The organism is Frigoribacterium sp. PvP032 (assembly GCF_017833035.1).
GTDB lineage: Bacteria > Actinomycetota > Actinomycetes > Actinomycetales > Microbacteriaceae > Frigoribacterium.
In genome coordinates this window covers 2,288,203-2,306,132 of sequence record NZ_JAFIBM010000001.1, presented here as the reverse complement: position 1 = coordinate 2,306,132, position 17,930 = coordinate 2,288,203, and the positions used below count along the sequence as shown (strand labels likewise).

The window sequence follows — 17,930 nt, the reverse complement described above, 5'->3', positions numbered from 1 at the left end:
GGGTTCCTGTCGGCGGCGGCGGGTGGGCGCCCACCCGCCGCCGGGCACGCGAACCCGCCGATCGCCACGCTGACCCGCCGGCAGCTACGGGAACCCGCCGCACCTGGTCGAGGGGGCAGCTCCAGGGCTCGACGTCGGCGGTGACCGCTACCGTCGTCGGAACGCGACCCGCCTCACGGCAGTGCCCGCGACCAGCTAGTGACCGCAGGAGGCCCTCATCTACATCGCCGACGACACCGTGGTGACGAGCCCGACCGACCTCACGACCTGGGCAGCGTGCGAATGGGCGTTCCTGCGACGGCTCGACGCGAAGCTCGGCCGGATCGACACGGTGGTCGACGAGCCCGACGCGATGCTCGACCGCACGGCGCGGCTCGGCGACGACCACGAGGTGCGGTTCCTCGAGCAGCTGCGGGCGACGCACGACGTCGTCGAGTTCGAGCGGCCCTCTCGTGACGAGTACCCCGCGGCCGCGCGGGCGGCGGCCGACGCGATGCGGGCCGGTGCCGACGTGCTCTACCAGGCGACCTTCTTCGACGGGTCGTTCATCGGCTTCAGCGACTTCCTGGTGCGGAACGACGCCGGCGAGTACGAGGTCTACGACACGAAGCTGGCTCGGCACGCCAAGATCCCCGCGCTGCTGCAGCTCGCCGCCTACGCCGAGCAGATCGAGGCGCTCGGCATCCCGGTGGGCTCTCAGGTGCACCTCGTGCTCGGCGACGGCTCGCGGTCGACCCACGACCTCGCCGACATCGCGCCGGTGTTCCGTGCCCAGCAGGCGCAGCTCCGTGCGGTCGTCTCCGAGCGGGTGCGCGCGACGTCGCCGCTCGACTGGGGCGCCCCCGGCGTCACCGCGTGCGGCCGCTGCTCCCAGTGCTCTGCCCAGGTCGAGCTGCACCGCGACCTCGTGCTCGTCGCCGGGCTGACGCTGTCGCAGCGCTCACGGCTGAACGACGCCGGCATGCACAGCATCGACGAGCTGGCGGTCAGTACCGGCAGCGTGCCGGGAGTGGGCGGCGCGGCCCTCGCGCGCCTCCGGGGCCAGGCCCAGCTGCAGCTGGCGAGCGAGCACGGCCGGCCCGAGGTCAGGCTCGTCGACGCGGGTGCGCTCGCGGCGATCCCCGCACCCGACCCCGGCGACGTGTTCTTCGACTTCGAGGGCGACCCGCTCTACACCGAGGGCGACAGCAGTGCGGGCGACGTCAGCACCTGGGGCCTCGACTACCTCTTCGGCCTCGTCGACCAGGAGGCGCGGTTCACCGCGTTCTGGGCGCACGACTTCCGAGAAGAACGGCGTGCGCTCGTCGAGTTCCTCGCGTTCGTGCGCGAGCGACGCGCGGCGCACCCGGGCATGCACGTCTACCACTACGCCTCCTACGAGCGGACGCACCTGCTGTCGCTGGCCGCCCGGCACGGCGTCGGCGAGGAGGAGGTCGACGACCTGCTGCGCGACGGCGTCCTCGTCGACCTCTACCCGATCGTCCGCAAGGCGCTGCTGGTCGGCTCGCGCAGCTACTCGATCAAGAAGCTCGAGCCGCTCTACATGGGCGCCGACCTCCGCGACGGCGAGGGCGTCGTCAACGCCGCCGACAGCATCACGGCCTACGTCGAGGCGATCACCGCGCTCCGCGCCGGAGACCCGTCGGGCCAGGCCCGGCTCGACCAGGTCGCCGACTACAACGAGTACGACTGCCGGTCGACCCTGCGGCTGCGCGACTGGCTGCTCGGGTTCGCCGAGGGCGCCGACGTCGACGCGTCGGACGACCTGCTGCCGCTCGTCGACGACGAACGGGTGAAGGCCGAGCCCGACCCCGTGTTCGTCGAGCTCGCCGCGCTGCTCGCCGACGTCGACCCGCTCGACCGCGACGCCGACCAGACGGCGCTGGCACTCGCCGCGGCGGCGATCGACTACCACCGGCGCGAGGCCAAGACGTTCTGGCAAGAGCACTTCGACCGCCTCCGTGGCCCGGTCGACGAGTGGGGCGACACCCGCGACGTGTTCGTCGTCGAGCGGGCCGAGGTCGTCCGCGACTGGGAGAAGCTGCCGCGTGCACGCACGCTCTCGCGCGACCTGCGCCTGGTCGGCTCGCTCGGGCCGGGCAGCCGCCTCAGCGCGGGCGGGCCGTCGCCGCACCTCGTCTACGACGCGCCGCTGCCGCCCACCGTCCGGGCGGCCGGTCCCGGCCTCCGTGGTGCGTCCGCCCGCGCCACGGTGCTCGACGTCGACGCGGACGGCGACAGCGTCGTCCTGCTCGTCAAGGAGTCGCTGGCCAGCGGCGGCGAGCCGCACCACCAGTTCCCGCTGGCGCTGACGCCCGCTGCGCCCCCGCGTGCGGCACCGCAGCCCGAGGCCATCTCGGAGTGGGGCCGTTCCCTGCTCGACGAGCTGCCGTCGATGCGGCCCGACGCCGCGCTCGACCTGCTGCGGCGGGTGCCGCCGCGCGGGGGAGTCGTGCCCGTGGTCGGCGACGACACCGTGACGGCCGTGACCCGGACCCTGCTCGGCCTCGACCGCTCGTACCTCGCGGTCCAGGGGCCTCCGGGCACGGGCAAGACCTACGTCGGCTCGACTGTCGTCGCCCGTCTCGTGACGGAGCACGGCTGGCGCGTCGGCGTCGTCGGGCAGTCGCACGCGGTCGTCGAGAACTTCCTCGACGCGGTCGTGGCGAAGGGAGTCGACCCGTCGCGCGTCGTCAAGGTGCCGAAGAAGGGCACCGACGCCGAGGTGCTGGAGGCGGCGGCCTGGACCCCGGTCAAGGACGGAGCCACAGTGGCCGGCTTCCTCGGCGGGGCAGGCGAGACCGGCGGCGTCGTCGGCGGCACGGCGTGGACCTTCGCCAACGCCGACACGATCCCGCGCCGGTCGCTCGACCTGCTGGTCGTCGACGAGGCCGGACAGTTCTCGCTGGCGCCGACCATCGCCTCCTCGGTGGCCGCCCAGCGCCTCCTGCTGCTCGGCGACCCTCAGCAGCTGCCGCAGGTGAGCCAGGGATCGCACCCCGAGCCCGTGGACGAGTCGGCGCTCGGCTGGGTGGCGGACGGACACGACGTGCTGCCCGCCGAGCTCGGGTACTTCCTGTCTCGCACGTACCGGATGCACCCGGCGGTCACGGCGACGGTGTCGCGGCTCTCGTACGCGGGGCAGCTCGAGTCGCGGGCTCCGTCGCGGCTGCTCGAGGGCATCGAGCCCGGGCTGCACGTAGCGCCGGTCGTGCACGCGGGCGACACGACGTCGTCGGTCGACGAGGCGGAGCGGGTCGTCGAGCTCGTCCGCGACGTCGTCGGCCGCCGCTGGACCGACGAGCACGGCACGCGGTCGCTGACCGACGACGACGTCATCGTCGTGGCGCCCTACAACGCGCAGGGTGCCGTCATCCGCGAGTTGCTCGACCTCGCGGGCTTCGCCGGCACGACCGTGGGGACCGTCGACCTGTTCCAGGGCAGGGAGGCGGTCGTCGCGATCGTCTCGCTGGCCGCGTCGTCCGCCGCCGACATCCCTCGCGGGCTCGACTTCCTGCTGATGCCGAACCGGCTGAACGTGGCGATCTCGCGGGCGAAGTGGGCGGCCTGGCTCGTGCACTCGCCTGCGCTCGCGTCGTCGATGCCGACGTCGATCGCGGGGCTCGGGCTGCTGTCGCGGTTCATCGAGCTCGTCGAGGGCGGGCAGCCGAGCCGCTAGCAGGGCTAGGCGACGCAAGAGCGACAAGACGACGTGGAAGATCGCGTCGTCTTGTCGCTGCCACGTCGTCTCGCGTGTCGTGGCGGCGCACGCTGGCCCGTTCGGGGGCTGGGCGACGCGAGCGGCACCTCCTAGCGTCGACCCCATGGGGGAAGAGCAGCTCGATGTCGTCGGGCGCGGATGCGTCGCCGTGACCCTGCGCGCCCGCCGGCCTGCCTACTCGGTGATGCAGGAGTGCCTCCGTCTGCAGGCCGCCGCGCCGCCCCGCACGTCGGCGGACCGGTTCTGGGGCAGGCACCCGCTCCGGCCCGAGGCCCGCAGCTGGTACCAGGGCGCTCTCGGCGAGATCCGCGTCGCACGGGTGCTCGACGAGCTCGGCCCCGACTGGACGGTCCTGCACTCGGTCCCCGTCGGCAGCGGCGAGTCCGACATCGACCACGTCGTCCTCGGCCCGCCCGGCGTCTTCACCCTCAACACGAAGCACCACGACGACAAGAAGGTCTGGGTCGGCGGCAACGTCTTCATGGTCAACGGGTCACGGACGTGGCACATCCGCAACTCCCTGTCGGAGGCGGCACGCGCGTCGCGCCTCCTCTCGGCTCGTGCGGGCGGTCCCGTCGACGTCACCCCGGTGCTGGTGGTCGTCGGCGCACGGTCGATCCGGTTCGGCGAGAAGCAGCCGCCGGTCGTCGTGCTGCCTGAGGCTCACGTGGGCCGGTGGCTCCGGTCGCTGCCGGCGGTCCACTCGGACGAGGCCGTCACCTACCTCGCGATGCTCGCCGAGGAACGCGCGACCTGGCACACGCAGGGGCTCGTCCTCGACGACACGCTCCGTCACGAGCAGCGGTTCCAGCGGCTGCAGCGCGAGATCGCCCTCGCCGGCCGGCGCCGTAGACGGTGGGCGCTCGGCGCCGCCGTCGGGACGGTCGCCGCCTCGGTCGGCGCGGGCATCACGCTGCTCGGCGGCGTTCTCGCAGCCGTGACGTCCTCGATCGGCTGACCCGCGCCTCCTCGGCGGGGCACGGCGACGCGAGAGCGACAAGACGACGTGGAAGATCGCGTCGCCTTGTCGCTCTCACGTTGCCGTTCGCCTCGCGGCGGCCGCTGCCGACGCCGCGACGAGGACGGCCTCGACGGTCGCCAGGGCGACCTCGGCAGGGTCGTGCTCCCAGACGCGGACGACGCGCCAGCCCGCTCGCGTCAGGTCGCCGTCGTGTCGAGCATCGCGCTGCCGGTTCGCGAGCAGCTTCGCGTGCCAGTACGTCGCGTTCGCGCGCGGCAGATGGGTGTGCGTCGGGCAGAAGTGCCAGAAGCAGCCGTCGACGAAGACCGCCACCAGGAGGCGCGGGAACAGCAGGTCGGGCCGGCACCGGCTCACGCCCCGCACCGGCCGGTCGACGAAGTAGCGCCAGCCGCGGGCGTGCAGGGCTCTCCGCAGCAGCCACTCGGGCTTCGTGTCGCGTCGACGGATGCGGCTCATCCGGAGACGCGTCGCCGCGTCCGAGTCGAACTCGTCGGAGCCCGGCCGCTGGGGGAGCGGCGGCGTCGTCATCCGATGACGCTACGGCTCCGAGTCACGCGGCAGGGCTCGACGACGCGAATCCGACAAAGCGAGGGGAAAGATCGGGTCGTCTTGTCGCTTTCACGTCGTCTCTGGCATCGCGGAAGTCACGGGCCGCCGAGCAGGACGCCGACCAGCCAGACGGCCGGCAGCAGGAGCACGACGATCGCGACGTCGACGACCAGCAAGGCGACGTCGACGGCCTCGTGCTCGGACGGCTCGCCGGAGGGGAGCACCGTCGTCACCGCCGCGACGGCCCCGATCACGCCTGCCGTCGGCACCGTCACCGCCAGCGCCCACGCGGCGACGATCGGGCCCTGTCCCGCCCACGGCACGCTCACGAGCAGGATCGCCGCGGTCACGCCCACCAGGCCGCCGAGCACGGCGACGGACCGGGCGACCCTCCGACGACGGCGCCTCGGCGCGGACGGCGGCAGCAGCGGCGGTGATTCCATGCCGTGCAACGATACAGACCGGTCGGATCGCCCGACGGCAGGCGGCCCCGGTCTCAGCCCAGGGGCCGAGTGGCAGACCTCAGTCCTGCGGCTTGGGCGCCACCACGAAGAAGAGCACCCCGGAGACGACCATGGTCAGCACCGCGACCACCAGCAGCGGCGACGACACCCCCGACACGAACGAGGCACCGCCCGACGCCGACGTCACGAGCCGGCCGATGACCAGCGCCGCGGTCGCGAGGCCCGAGCCGAGCAGGGCGACGCGAGCCAGGTCGTGCAGGCGGCGGGCGTCGTCCGCCGTGGCGCGCCTCCTCTGCCTCGGCACGAAGAGCACGACGGCCAGCACAGCCACGGCGAGCGGCACCACGGCCCCGAGCGTCAGGGCGAGCTGGACGATGCCGAACAGGGCAGGCACGCCCTCGGGCTGGGTGGTCACGGCGGTCCTCACGGGATCGGGGCGGGGCGGGGCGGTCGAACGATCGAGCACGACGAGCGTCGCGTCACCATTCTCTCCTGCCGGACCTCGTCGACGTCGTCGGCCCGGTCCTCAGCCCGCCGTGACCACCCCCGCAGCCGAGTCGTAGTGGACGGTGCGCCCGAAGCCGCCCCCGACCAGGTCGACGGCGAACACGGTCCGGTCCGAGCTGACCGAGTAGACGAGCTGCGTGCCGGCAGGCAGGGTCACGAGCGGTGCGCCGTCCGGCGACGACACCCCGACGGGCCCCGGCGAGGTCGTGAGGAGGAGGTGGTTCGGCCACGGGGAGCCGGCGGGCCTGGCCTGGCTGAGGACGTACGCCAGCGTGCCCGCGGCCCGGGTCAGCTCAAGGGTCTCGTCCTCCGCGGTCGTCGGGGCGAGCGGCTGGGCGGGGAGCACCTCCAGGCCGTCGGGTGCGACGGCGCCCTCGGCCGCTCCTCCCTCGACCGGCAGCGCGCCGCCCGAGAGCGCGCCGAGCGGAGCAGGGCCGAAGAACGACGCCCCCGACGCCGGGAGCCACGTCGCTAGGCTCGTCGGCAGGGCAGGGAGGGTCACGCCGAGGGGCAGCACCAGGAACGCGACGAGCGTCCAGGCCACTGCGGCCGACCCGAGACCGCCCAGCAGGATGCCGGCACGCGCGAGGAACCGCGGCAGGACGGTGCCGTACCGTCCCCGCCGCAGCGCCTGCGCGCCCGTCACGATCGCCGTGACGCCGGCCGTCGACAGGAAGAACCCGTGGGTCGTCTGGTCGTTCGCAGGCTGCAGCAGCATGACGCCCAGCGCGAGGACGCCCGTCAGGAACGAGATCGTCGCCAGCCCGAGGGCTGACGAGCGCCTCCTCGGCAGCGACCAGCCGCCTCCTCGTGTCGTCGCGGCCAGGCTCGTCGCGGGCGTCGATGCCCACTGCGGCGGGCGGCGCACGACGACCGGCTCGTCCGAGCTCGACGGCGACCAGTCGCGTGGTCCCGGGCCCCCCAGTGGCATGTCAGCTCCCCTGCGCGGCGTTCGCGCCCGCGCCCCTCTTTCCTATCGATGACGGGCATCCGGGCGGCAGCCCCCTTTCGGGCCGACGACACGAGGAGGTGCGGATCGCGGTCGCCGGGCTCGCTCACGGCTGGACGGCAGGGGTCGCCCAGACGACGTCGCTAGGGTCGCTCCGACGAGAGGGGGTCGTGTGTTCGACGCCACCGGCCTCATGGGCCTGCTGCTGATGATCGTGGGAGTGCTGCTGCTCGCGGTCGCCCTGCCGCTGATCGGGTCTTTCCTGCTCGACGGGCTCATCCAGATCGTGCGCGGCGACGGCCTCCGGGTCTTCGGGCTCGCCGCCGTGCTCTCGCTCGTCACGGCCCTGCTCGGCGTCGCGCTGCTCGTCGGCGCCCGCCAGGTCACCGACGACATGGTGTCGCTCGGCATGCTCGAGAACGGCCTCAGCGGGCTGCTGTCGGTGCTCGTGCCGGCGATGGTGGTGCTCGCCGTGATCCAGTTCGTGCGGCGCCAGGTGCGCGCGCGCCGGCAGCGCGCCGCGTAGCGCCCGGCCTGCGCCGCGCCTCCTGCGCTCGTGCCCACGGGGCGCCTCGCCTGCTGCGCTCGTAGACGCGGGCAGATGTACACCGAAAGGGACAGAACGCCCTCGGGCCCGAAGGTGTTCTGTCCCTCTACGCTTGTTTCACGCAGCCGCAGCCGCGGCGCCCGCGCCTAGTGGCGGGGCTTGCGGTCGAACTTGTCGCCGCCGCGGTCGGCGTCGCGACGGGGCGCGCCGCCGCTGCGACGGTCGGGCTTGATCTCGATCAGCGTGCCGCTGATGCGCGTGTCGGACAGGCGATCGAGCATGTCGCGGCTGATGTCCGAGGCGAGCTCGACGATGGAGAAGTCGGGGCGGATCTGGATCGCTCCGAAGTCGTCCCGGCTGAGACCGCCCTCGTTGGCGAGCGCGCCGACGATCTGACGGGGCTCGACGCGCTGACGGCGGCCGACCTCGATGCGGTAGGCGGTCATCGGCTTGGAGGTGCGGGGTCCGCGCTCGGGACGATCGCCGCGGTCGGAACGCCCGCCGCGGTCGTCACGGGAGCCGGAGCCCGAGCCGCGGTCGTCGCGAGCAGGACGGTCGTCACGACGCGCAGGACGCTCGTCGGCAGGGTCGAGCAGCAGGGGCGTCTCGCCCTGGGCGACGACGGCGAGGGCGGCGGCGACGTCGGCCTCCGGCACGTCGTGGTGCTCGACGTAGTGGCCGATGATGTCGCGGAACGCGCTGATCCGCGCCTCCTGGTTGAGCGCCTCCGTGATCTGGTCGTCGAAGCGCGCGAGGCGCGTGACGTTCACGTCCTCGAGGGTGGGCAGCTGCATCTGCGTGAGCGGCTGGCGCGTCGCCTTCTCGATGGCGCCGAGGAGGCGGCGCTCACGCGGCGTGACGAAGCTGATCGCCGCGCCGCTGCGGCCGGCACGACCCGTGCGGCCGATGCGGTGCACGTACGACTCGGTGTCGATCGGCAGGTCGTAGTTGACGACGTGCGTGATGCGGTCGACGTCGAGGCCGCGGGCGGCGACGTCGGTCGCGACGAGGATGTCGAGCTTGCCGCTCTTGAGCTGGCCGACCGTGCGCTCGCGCTGGGCCTGGGCCACGTCGCCGCTGATCGCGGCGGCCGTGTAGCCGCGGGCGCGCAGCTTCTCGGCGAGCGTCTCGGTCTCGCTCTTCGTGCGGACGAAGATGATCATGCCCTCGAAGGCCTCGACCTCGAGGATGCGGGTCAGGGCGTCGACCTTCTGCGGGTACGACACCATCAGGTAGCGCTGCGAGGTGTTGACGGAGGTGGTGGTCTTCGCCTTGACGGTGATCTCTTCGGCGTCGTTCAGGTACTGCTTCGAGATGCGGCGGATCTGGGGCGGCATCGTCGCGGAGAAGAGCGCGACCTGCTTGTCGTCGGGGGTGTCGGCGAGGATCGTCTCGACGTCTTCGGCGAAGCCCATCTTGAGCATCTCGTCGGCCTCGTCGAGCACGAGGTACTTGAGCTCGCTGAGGTCGAGGGTGCCCTTCGCCAGGTGGTCCATGATGCGGCCGGGCGTGCCGACGACGACGTGGACGCCGCGGCGCAGCGCGCTCAGCTGGACGCCGTAGGCCTGGCCGCCGTAGACGGGCAGGACGTGGACGCCGCGCATGCCGCTGGCGAACTGCTCGAACGCCTCGCAGACCTGCAGGGCCAGCTCGCGCGTCGGCGAGAGGACGAGGGCCTGCGGCTTCTTGGCCGAGACGTCGAGGCGGGACAGGATCGGCAGCGCGAAGGCCGCCGTCTTGCCGGTGCCGGTCTGGGCCAGGCCGACGACGTCGCGACCGCCGAGCAGGGTGGGGATGGTGGCCGCCTGGATGGCGGAGGGGGTCTCGTAGCCGATCTCCTTGATCGCCTTGAGCACCTGGTCGCTCAGGCCCAGGTCCGAGAACGTCGGACCGATCTCGGGTGCATCGGCGTCGATCGTGTCGTTCTCGGTGGTGTCGCTCATCCTCCCAGGGTAGAGGACTGCGGGGGCTTCGTCAGCCGCGCGGCGCGGGCGGGTCGCTGGGGGCCGGGCCGACGATGCTGATCGGCGACGTGTCGAGGCGCTCGGACTGCACCACGACGCGCTTCACGCGGCGTCGCAGCGAGCGTCGGGCCCCCGGGGTCGCCAGCAGGCTGCCGAGCACCAGGCCGGCCCCGATCGCGAGCGTCGTCGAGACGGAGCCGACCACGTCGAGGGCGGCGCCGCCCGTGCCCGCCATGACGTTCAGCAGGGCCGAGGCGACGGCCAGCGACGGCAGCAGCGAGCCGCAGAACGCGGGCACGGCGATCGCCGTCGCCGACACCCGCAGCCGGGCGGCGATGACGGTGCTGAGCGCCCCGAGCAGGGTCGCGACCAGGAACGTCGCGCCGAGCAGCGGCACCTCGAGCTGCTTTAGGCACCACAGCGTGACCGTCCCGACGAGCGCGACGCCGATCGCGACGGGCACGACGCGGGCGTTGGCCCCCTGCGTGACGGCGGTGGCCGACGCGGCGAAGAACGTCGTGACGAGGAGGAGCCAGATGGGCAGGGTCCGCAGCGTGATGTCGGTCGGGTCGACCTCGATCGACAGGCCGGAGGTGAGGGCCAGCCCGCCGGGGATGCCCACCGCGATCCCGGCCACGATCAGGGCGATGATCAGCGCCCTCGACAGGGCCATCGCGCGGAAGCCCGAGATGGCGTCCTGCGCCCAGGTGACGATCGTCACGTGGGGCAGGATCAGCACCACCACGGCGGCCACCATGGCGGCGGCGCTGCCGGCCCCGACCGCGCCGGCCCAGATCGCGAGCGACCCCACGGCGGCGACGCTCGCCGACTGCAGGGCGACGATGAAGAAGTTCGGGATCCCCTTGCGGGTGAGCCAGCGGCCGAGCACCATCGCGCCGACCATGAGGACGAACGCCCCGGCGGCGCCGGCCAGCGAGCCGCCGGCCTGCAGCGAGACGGAGACGCCGAAGAGGCCCATGGCCGCGTCGGTGACCCAGGTCGGCCAGCGCGGGGGAGAGCGCAGCACGGTCACGAGTCCCTCGACGGCGCTCGTCATGTCCTGCTCGTCGTGCAGCAGCTCGTCGACGATCTGGTAGACGAGCGAGAGACGGTGCAGGTCGCTGCCCTCGGCCGCGACGACGCGCATCTTCACGAGCGGCGGCCCCTCGACGGGCGTGTACTGCAGCGTGATCGCCGTGCCCGTGATGTCGAGCTCGAGCGGCGCGAGGTTCCACTTCGTGCCGACCGCGACGATCGCGACCTCGACGGTGCGGACGTCGGCGCCCGACGCGAGCATCACCTCGCCCAGGTCGAGGCAGAAGTCGACGATCTGGCGCGGGGAGTAGAGGTCGCCGAGGTGGCCGTGGGCCGGCGTCGTGCCCTCGTAGATGGTGCCGCGCAGGCGGGCACGGACGTCGCGCATCTCCTGTGCGTCGACCCGGCGGCGGCGGACTCGGGGAGGACGCTGCGCCGCGGGCGGCTTGGGCGCGCCCTTCGCGGGTGCCCTGGCCGGTGCCCTCGGCGGCGTCTTGTAGGTGGGGATCCAGGGTGCGGACGCGCTCCGGGAGGTGCCCGGCACCTCCGGCCTCGCGGTCTCGGGGGTGGCAGGTGCCTGGGCGGACGCCTCGGGGGCAGCCGGCCTGCGCGGCGGGGGATCGTAGGCCCGCGGGCCGTCGGCGAAGCCGGGCGTGCCCGCCCGGGTCGGCGTCCCGTCGTCGTCGGCAGGTCGGTCGGAGGCGGGGCGTTCGGACATCGGGACGAGTCTAGGCAGGGGCGCCCTGCGAGTCGCTGCGCCCCTCGTCGACCGGCGCGTCCCCGGCGGACTCGGCCTCCGCCTCCTGCGCCCGTTGTCGGGCGAACATCTGCGGGACGATCCGGAGGAACGTCCACACGTCGCCGCGGTCGTAGCTCCCTGGTGACTCGTCGCCGCCGAGGAACGGGTACGGCACGGGCACGTAGACCTGGTCGGGGCCGAGGGGGCCCGTGCGCCGGGCGACCTCGTCGAGGTGCGGACGGCGCAGCACGAACTCGTCGAAGCCCTCGTCGGACAGGACCATCGCGTCGAAGTGCTCGAGCGAGTCGAAGCGGCCGTAGTCCTTGAAGGCGTCGCGGAAGGGGTGCAGCACCCCGAAGGTGCCCTCGCGGCTGTCGTGGAGGAACACGTGGCCGAGGTGCGAGTAGCCGACGACGTCGGTGTACGAGCGGTGCAGGCCCACCCAGCCGGGCAGGTCGGCGACGGGACGGGGCGACGGCAGGAGGTGGTAGCCGGGGGAGCCGGACTGGGGCTCGGTCGCCGGCTCGGGCCGGGGCGCGACCGCGGGCTCGACGGGGGACTCCGGCGCCGGCGCCGGCACGGACGCCAGCCCGGGCAGGGTGGGGGGCGCGCTCTCGGGTGCGAGCACGGTGTCCTGCGGGCTCGTCGTCGAGCGCCGGAACGGGTTCCTCATTCGCGTGAGCCTAGGGCGACCTGGCCCGCCCGTCGAGAGCTGACGAGAACTCACTCGTCGGGCCGAGGAGGCGCGAGCCCGCAGCTCGGGAATGCTCCGCCGCCGCGTCGGTTGCACCACGGATGAGCTCTGCCGACAACACCACCCTCGACCCCTCGACCACCGCCACCTCCGCCGCCCCGCGCACCGCGCTCGTGGTCGGCGCGAGCGGCATCACCGGGACCGCCCTCGTCGAGCGCCTGACGGCGGACGGCTGGGACGTCCTCGCGTTGTCGCGCCGCGCCTCCTCGGCCCCTGGCGTCCGCGGCATCGCCGCCGACCTGCGCAGCGCCGAGAGCCTGCAGGAGGCGCTGGCCGGCGAACGCCCCACCCACGTCTTCTTCACGGCCTGGTCGCGTCAGGAGACCGAGGCCGAGAACATCGCCGTCAACGCGGGCATGGTGCGAGACCTCCTCGCCGCCCTCGCGCACGCGCCGGTGCAGCACGTCGCCCTGGTGACCGGCCTCAAGCACTACCTCGGCCCGTTCGAGGCCTACGCCGCGGGGGAGATGCCCGACACGCCCTTCCACGAGGAGGAGCCCCGCCTCGACACCCCGAACTTCTACTACGCCCAGGAGGACGAGGTCTTCGCCGCCGCGGAGCGCCAGGGCTTCACCTGGTCGGTGCACCGCTCGCACACCGTGATCGGCTACGCCGTCGGCAACGCCATGAACATGGGCCTCACCATCGCCGCGGCTGCTGCGCTGAGCCGCGAGCACGGGCTGCCGTTCGTGTTCCCGGGGAGCGAGACGCAGTGGAACTCGCTCACTGACATGACCGACGCGGGCCTGCTCGCGGACCACATGGTCTGGGCGTCGACCGACCCCGCCGGCGCGGACGAGCCGTTCAACGTCGTCAACGGCGACGTGTTCCGCTGGCGCTGGATGTGGCCGCGCCTCGCCGCGCACCTCGGCGTCGACCCTGCCCTGGTCGCCGGGCCGTCGGGCGCGCCGCAGCCGTTCGAGGAGCAGATGGCCGGCTGCGAGGACGACTGGGCCGCGCTCGCCGTTCGCCACGGACTCGTCGAGCCCGATCTCGCCCGCGTCGCCTCGTGGTGGCACACCGACGCCGACCTCGGCCGCGAGATGGAGGTCGTCACCGACATGGGCAAGAGCCGCGAGGCCGGTTTCGTCGGCTTCCGCCGCACGGAGCGGGCGTTCACCGAGTTGTTCGACCGGTACCGCGCCGCACGCCTGGTGCCGTAGGGCTGTCGCGCCCCGCCCGCCAGCTCCCCGGACGTCACACCGGCCCAGGCCAGCTGACGTGCTGCGGGACTGCAGATGCCGACCGAATGGTCCGCAACAGTGGCTTCTGCGGGTGTTGGGAGGCTGATGTGACCCCGATGGTCGGCATCCGCGGAAGGCGGGGCTGAGTCGAGGAGGCGCGGGTCCCTAGCTAGGGGAGGCGCGGGTCGTCGGCCGGACCGTCGCCCGCCTCGTCGGCGCGGGGGGCGCCCTCCGCGAGGGGCACGTCGTCCGCGTGGGCGAGGATCGACTGGGCCGTCGCGCCGAGGACCACCGTGGCGTCGACGCCGCGTGCCTCCGCGAGGGCGGCGCTGAGGCCGGCCGCGAGGCTGCCTCCGGCCGCTCCTAGGGTCGAGACGACCGCCTCCTGCTGCTCGGTCAGCGGCTCGTCGGCCTGCTCGGCGATGACCTCGCGCAGGTTGTCGTCGCTGGCGTCGAGCGCCTCGTCGTCGCCCTGCGTGATGGCGGCCGCCTGGGAGACGATCGCGAGCGCCAGCTCAGCGGCGTCGCGCTCGGGCGTGCGGTCGGTCGGTGTCGTCTCGTCCATGCGGCGACCGTACGCCGCACTCGCGAGCGATCGTCAGGCAGCTCGGAGGCAGCACGGCCTCGCCCGGGTCTGCCGCTCTCCTCTCCCGTCATTCGAGAGTGATCCACGGGGGTCCGCCGGCAAAGCGAGAGAGATCTGTCGGATCCGGGCCGATCTACGGGCAAGAGGCGCCCTGCGAGGGCCGATCACTCTCGAATCACGGGCCAGGACAGGGAGAGGCACAGCCCGCTGCCGCTGCCGCTGCCGCTGCCGCGTCAGGCGTCGAGCAGGCCGCGGATGTCGTCCGCGGTGAGCGACGAGCTGAAGACCGCGTCGTCGTCGACGACCGCGTCGAAGAGGGCGGCTTTCTTGCGGCTGAGCGCGAGGACCTTCTCCTCGATGGTGTCGTTCGCGATCATCCGGTAGACCATCACGCGCTTCGTCTGGCCGATGCGGTGGGCACGGTCGACCGCCTGCGACTCGGCGGCGGGGTTCCACCACGGGTCGAGCACGAAGACGTAGTCGGCCTCGGTCAGGTTGAGGCCGACCCCGCCGGCCTTCAGGCTGATGAGGAACACCGGCGACTCACCCGAGCGGAACCGCTCGATCACCTCGGCCCGTCGCCTCGTCGACCCGTCGAGGTACTCGTGTGCGAGGCCGCGCTGGGCGAGCCGGTCGGCCACGCGCGAGAGGAACGACGTGAACTGGCTGAACACGAGCGCGCGATGCCCGCCCGCGACGACGTCGTCGATCTCGTCGAGCAGCTGGTCGAGCTTCGCCGAGGGCACGTCGTCGTACGCCGGGTCGATCAGCACGGCGTCGAGCGCGAGCATCCGCAGCAGGGTGAGCGACCGGAACACGATGAACCGGTTGCGGTCGAGGTCGTCGATCAGGTCGAGCAGCTTGAGGCGCTCCCGCTGCAGGAACGCGTCGTAGAGCTCCCGGTGCGCCGGCGCCAGGTCGACGCGGAGCACCTGCTCCTGCTTCTCGGGCAGCTCGGGCGCCACGAGCTCCTTGGTGCGCCTCAGCATCAGCGGCCGGATCCGGCGTCGCAGCGCCTGCAGCAGCTCCGGTCGCTCACCCGTCGCGATGGGCTTCAGCCAGTCGTCCGAGAACCGGACGCTCGTCGACAGCATGCCGGGCGCGACGATGCGGAAGAGCGCCCAGAGGTCCATCAGGCCGTTCTCGAGCGGCGTGCCCGTGATGGCGATCGTGACCGGCACGTCCAGGTCGACGGCGAACCGGTGCGCCTGCGACTGCGGGTTCTTCACGTACTGGGCCTCGTCGAGCACCAGTGCGGCCCACGAGTGCGCCGAGTACTCCGCGAAGTCGAGACGGAACAGCGCATAGGAGGTGACCACCACGTCGGCCTCGGCCACCGCCTCCTGCAGACTGCCTCGGCTCTTCGCCTCGGTCTCGGTGATCGTGCGCACGCGCAGCCCCGGCGTGAAACGAGCAGCCTCGGACGCCCAGCCCGAGACCACGGAGGTGGGGGCGACCACCAGGAACGGGGCACGCGGGGGTGCGGCGTCGGCAGGATCGGACTCGGGTGATCCGACGTCGCGAGAGCGGGCGTCCGCCGCCTGGGCCTCGCGACCCTGCTGTTCGCGGACGTGCGCGAACAGCGCGAGCGTCTGCAGCGTCTTGCCGAGCCCCATGTCGTCGGCGAGGACTCCTCCGAGGCCGTGCTCGTACAGGAACGCCAGCCAGCGGAACCCCTCGAGCTGGTACGGCCGCAGGGTCGCCGTCAAGGAGGCGGGGACCGGCGCCGAGGACGCGGCGGCGGCCACGGCCGCGGCGGCCCCGCGATCGCCGTGCTCCTCACCACCTGACGCGTCGGCCGCCGCATCGGCCGCGTCGGCCAGCGCGAGCAGCCCGCCCACCGTCCGTCGCCAGCTCTCGGCCTGCACGGTCGCGTCGGCGAGATCGTCGAACTCGGCCCAGAGCCCCGCCTGGTACCGGCTGATGCGGGGAGTCTCGACCTCCCACTCGTCGAGCGAGGTCGCCTCGTCGATCAGCCGCTTGAGCTCGTCGAAGGCCGGGTGGGTCAGCGAGAGGTACGACTTGTCGACGAGCAGCATCTTGCGCTGCCGCTTCGCCAGGGCGGTGAGGAGCGGGACGAACGGCACGGTCCTGCCCTCGATCGTGACCAGGACGCCGAGGTCGAACCAGTCGCGCTTGTCGGTCTCGATCGTCGTGACGGTCAGGTGCGGCGCCTCGGTGAGCTCGCGGTAGTCGGGACGCTCGCCGACGACGTCGACGCGGACGTCGCGCCGCCCCTCGAGGTCGGGCAGGCGGGCGTGCGTGAACTCCGCGGCGGCGACCCCGCGCAGCGTCGTCCCGCGGGCCGGGACGCCCCACGACTCGACGTCGGGCACGACGACCCCGGGTGCCGGTGCCGCGGAGCCGAACGGCACCACCCGGCCCGCGACGTCCCAGTGCCAGCCGAGCGCCAGGCTGTCGCCCCTGCCGAACGTCGCCGTCAGCACGAGCTGCGGCGGCAGCACCTCGGGGAAGACGACCGAGTCGTCGCTGCTGGTCACGGCGACCGTCTGCTGCAGCGTGGGGTAGAAGTCGCGCAGGAACTCGTCGGCGTCGCCCGCGGGCACGACGAGCTCGCGCGCGGACGTCAGCAGCCGTCGCTGCTCGTCCCCGATCGGCGCGGTGGTCGGCGCGAGGACGATCGACAGGACAGGGTCGGGCGCCACGAGGTACACGCCGTGGTCGGCCACGGTGCCGGTCTCGTCGCCCGTGCGCAGCACGCCGTCGACGGTCACTCCTGCCGCGAGGACGAGGCCCCCGTCGTCGTCGCGACGCGCGTCGACGGCCACCCGCGCGCTGGCGGCGACCGTGACGTCGGTGCTCCGCTTGCCGGTGACCAGGGCGATCCCGAGCCGGTCGGCCTCCGCGAGCAGGGGCCAGAGAAGCGGGCTGGAGAAGTCGTCGAGCATCAGCCAGTCGCTCTCGCCGGGCACGTAGGCGGCGTGCACGGAGCGGTGCAGGGCGGCGAACTGGCCGAACCAGGCGTGCACGTCAGGCGCGATCTGCAGGCGGTTCATCTGGTAGGGCAGAGACGTCCAGGTGAGGTCGCCCCGCACCCAGTTGCCCGTGCGGCTGAGGCTGACCGGTCGCACCCCGAGACGCCAGGAGGCGCCCGCCGGTCCGCCGAGGGAGGCCCCCGTCACCAGCCCGCCCCCGCCCAGCCCGCTGTTGCCCAGCCCGCCCGTGCTCAGCCCGCCCGTGGCGCGGTCGCGCGCGTCGACGAGCGGCGCGGGCGACGGCGCGTCCCAGCGGCTGCGCGACAGCCGTGCACGAGGCCGGCGCTCGAAGAGCAGCCCCATCCGGGTCGTCCGGGAGTCAGCGAGCCGCGGAGGGTCGGTGAGCTGCGACAGGCGGGAGCGCCAGTCGGCGGAGGCACCGGCACCCGCGGCGCCAGCACCGGAGGTGGGACCGGAGGAGGCGACCGTCTCGTCGTCGCCGGCGCCCCCGGCCGCCCAGCCCGCGCCTCCTGCGGTCGAGGCAGTGCGCACCAGCCCCGCGCCCGGGGACAGCACCCGTGCGTTGTTGGCGAGCAAGGCGGCGGCGACGTGCTTGCAGTCCCCGCCCAGCGGGCAGCTGCACTCGCTGCTCGTGGGGCGGCCGTGCTCGCCACGGCCCGGCGCGAGGACGACGCTGCACCGGTACGGAGCCGCGACACTGCCCTGCACCTCGGCGGAGAGCACCTGGCCCTCGCCGTCCCACGAGGAGGAGAGGACGTGGTCGTCACGTGCGTATTCTTTCGCGCGGGAGAAAGCGCGCGGGCCGACGAGCCGGATGACGTCGACGGCGTCGACCAGGGGCGCGGGTGCACCGGACTCCTGGGACGCGTTCATGTGCCCATGCTGTCAGGTGCCGCCGACATCGCTGCCGTGCTCGAGGACGTCGTCCTCCGCCGGGTCGACGGCGCGCTGTGCACCTCGTTCCCGCCGACCTCCTGCGGGTGCCACACTTG

At 73.2% G+C, this 17,930-nt stretch carries 13 protein-coding genes; 4 read left to right on the top strand and 9 right to left on the bottom strand.

Features of this window, described 5'->3' with window-relative positions:
- Positions 1-241 precede the first annotated feature (241 nt).
- Positions 242-3,679, top strand: a complete 3,438-nt coding sequence (locus JOE35_RS10610; protein ID WP_307803039.1) for a TM0106 family RecB-like putative nuclease — start codon at positions 242-244, stop codon at positions 3,677-3,679.
- A gap of 145 nt (positions 3,680-3,824) precedes the next feature.
- Positions 3,825-4,679 (top strand): nuclease-related domain-containing protein, encoded by an 855-nt coding sequence (locus JOE35_RS10605; RefSeq protein ID WP_209561050.1) that lies wholly within the window; start codon positions 3,825-3,827, stop codon positions 4,677-4,679.
- A gap of 75 nt (positions 4,680-4,754) precedes the next feature.
- On the opposite strand, the gene JOE35_RS10600 is transcribed toward JOE35_RS10605, so the two are convergent.
- From JOE35_RS10600 to JOE35_RS10585, 4 genes are all read right to left on the bottom strand, one after another.
- Complete coding sequence (locus tag JOE35_RS10600) at positions 4,755-5,231, bottom strand: very short patch repair endonuclease (RefSeq protein WP_209561049.1); 477 nt, start codon at positions 5,229-5,231, stop codon at positions 4,755-4,757.
- 116 nt (positions 5,232-5,347) lie between these two features.
- A complete protein-coding gene (locus tag JOE35_RS10595; RefSeq protein WP_209561048.1) occupies positions 5,348-5,695 on the bottom strand; it encodes a hypothetical protein in 348 nt (115 codons plus the stop codon).
- 79 nt (positions 5,696-5,774) lie between these two features.
- A complete protein-coding gene (locus JOE35_RS10590) occupies positions 5,775-6,131 on the bottom strand; it encodes a hypothetical protein (RefSeq protein ID WP_209561047.1) in 357 nt (118 codons plus the stop codon).
- A 111-nt stretch (positions 6,132-6,242) separates the two neighbouring features.
- On the bottom strand, positions 6,243-7,154 hold the full coding sequence (locus JOE35_RS10585; protein WP_209561046.1) for a hypothetical protein: 912 nt from the start codon (positions 7,152-7,154) through the stop codon (positions 6,243-6,245).
- A gap of 190 nt (positions 7,155-7,344) precedes the next feature.
- Here JOE35_RS10585 and JOE35_RS10580 point away from each other — a divergent pair, with 190 nt between their 5' ends.
- Positions 7,345-7,698, top strand: a complete 354-nt coding sequence (locus tag JOE35_RS10580; RefSeq protein ID WP_209561045.1) for a hypothetical protein — start codon at positions 7,345-7,347, stop codon at positions 7,696-7,698.
- 167 nt (positions 7,699-7,865) lie between these two features.
- Here JOE35_RS10580 and JOE35_RS10575 read toward each other — a convergent pair whose 3' ends face one another.
- From JOE35_RS10575 to JOE35_RS10565, 3 genes are read right to left on the bottom strand one after another with little or no spacing between them, the layout of a single operon-like run.
- Positions 7,866-9,662: a DEAD/DEAH box helicase gene (locus tag JOE35_RS10575; RefSeq protein WP_209561044.1), complete on the bottom strand. Its 1,797-nt coding sequence runs from the start codon at positions 9,660-9,662 to the stop codon at positions 7,866-7,868.
- A 31-nt stretch (positions 9,663-9,693) separates the two neighbouring features.
- A complete protein-coding gene (locus JOE35_RS10570) occupies positions 9,694-11,436 on the bottom strand; it encodes a threonine/serine exporter ThrE family protein (protein ID WP_245186093.1) in 1,743 nt (580 codons plus the stop codon).
- A 10-nt stretch (positions 11,437-11,446) separates the two neighbouring features.
- Positions 11,447-12,130, bottom strand: coding sequence for a DUF1851 domain-containing protein (locus JOE35_RS10565; RefSeq protein WP_209561043.1), 684 nt, complete (start codon positions 12,128-12,130; stop codon positions 11,447-11,449).
- Between the two features lie 122 nt (positions 12,131-12,252).
- Between JOE35_RS10565 and JOE35_RS10560 the strand changes: the two genes are divergently transcribed.
- Positions 12,253-13,374, top strand: a complete 1,122-nt coding sequence (locus JOE35_RS10560) for an SDR family oxidoreductase (RefSeq protein ID WP_209561042.1) — start codon at positions 12,253-12,255, stop codon at positions 13,372-13,374.
- A 190-nt stretch (positions 13,375-13,564) separates the two neighbouring features.
- Here the strand turns inward: JOE35_RS10560 and JOE35_RS10555 are convergent, their stop codons facing one another.
- Positions 13,565-13,960, bottom strand: coding sequence for a hypothetical protein (locus JOE35_RS10555; RefSeq protein ID WP_209561041.1), 396 nt, complete (start codon positions 13,958-13,960; stop codon positions 13,565-13,567).
- Between the two features lie 254 nt (positions 13,961-14,214).
- Entirely contained in the window at positions 14,215-17,811 is a 3,597-nt protein-coding gene (locus JOE35_RS10550; protein WP_209561040.1) for a DEAD/DEAH box helicase, read from the bottom strand.
- Positions 17,812-17,930 lie beyond the last annotated feature (119 nt).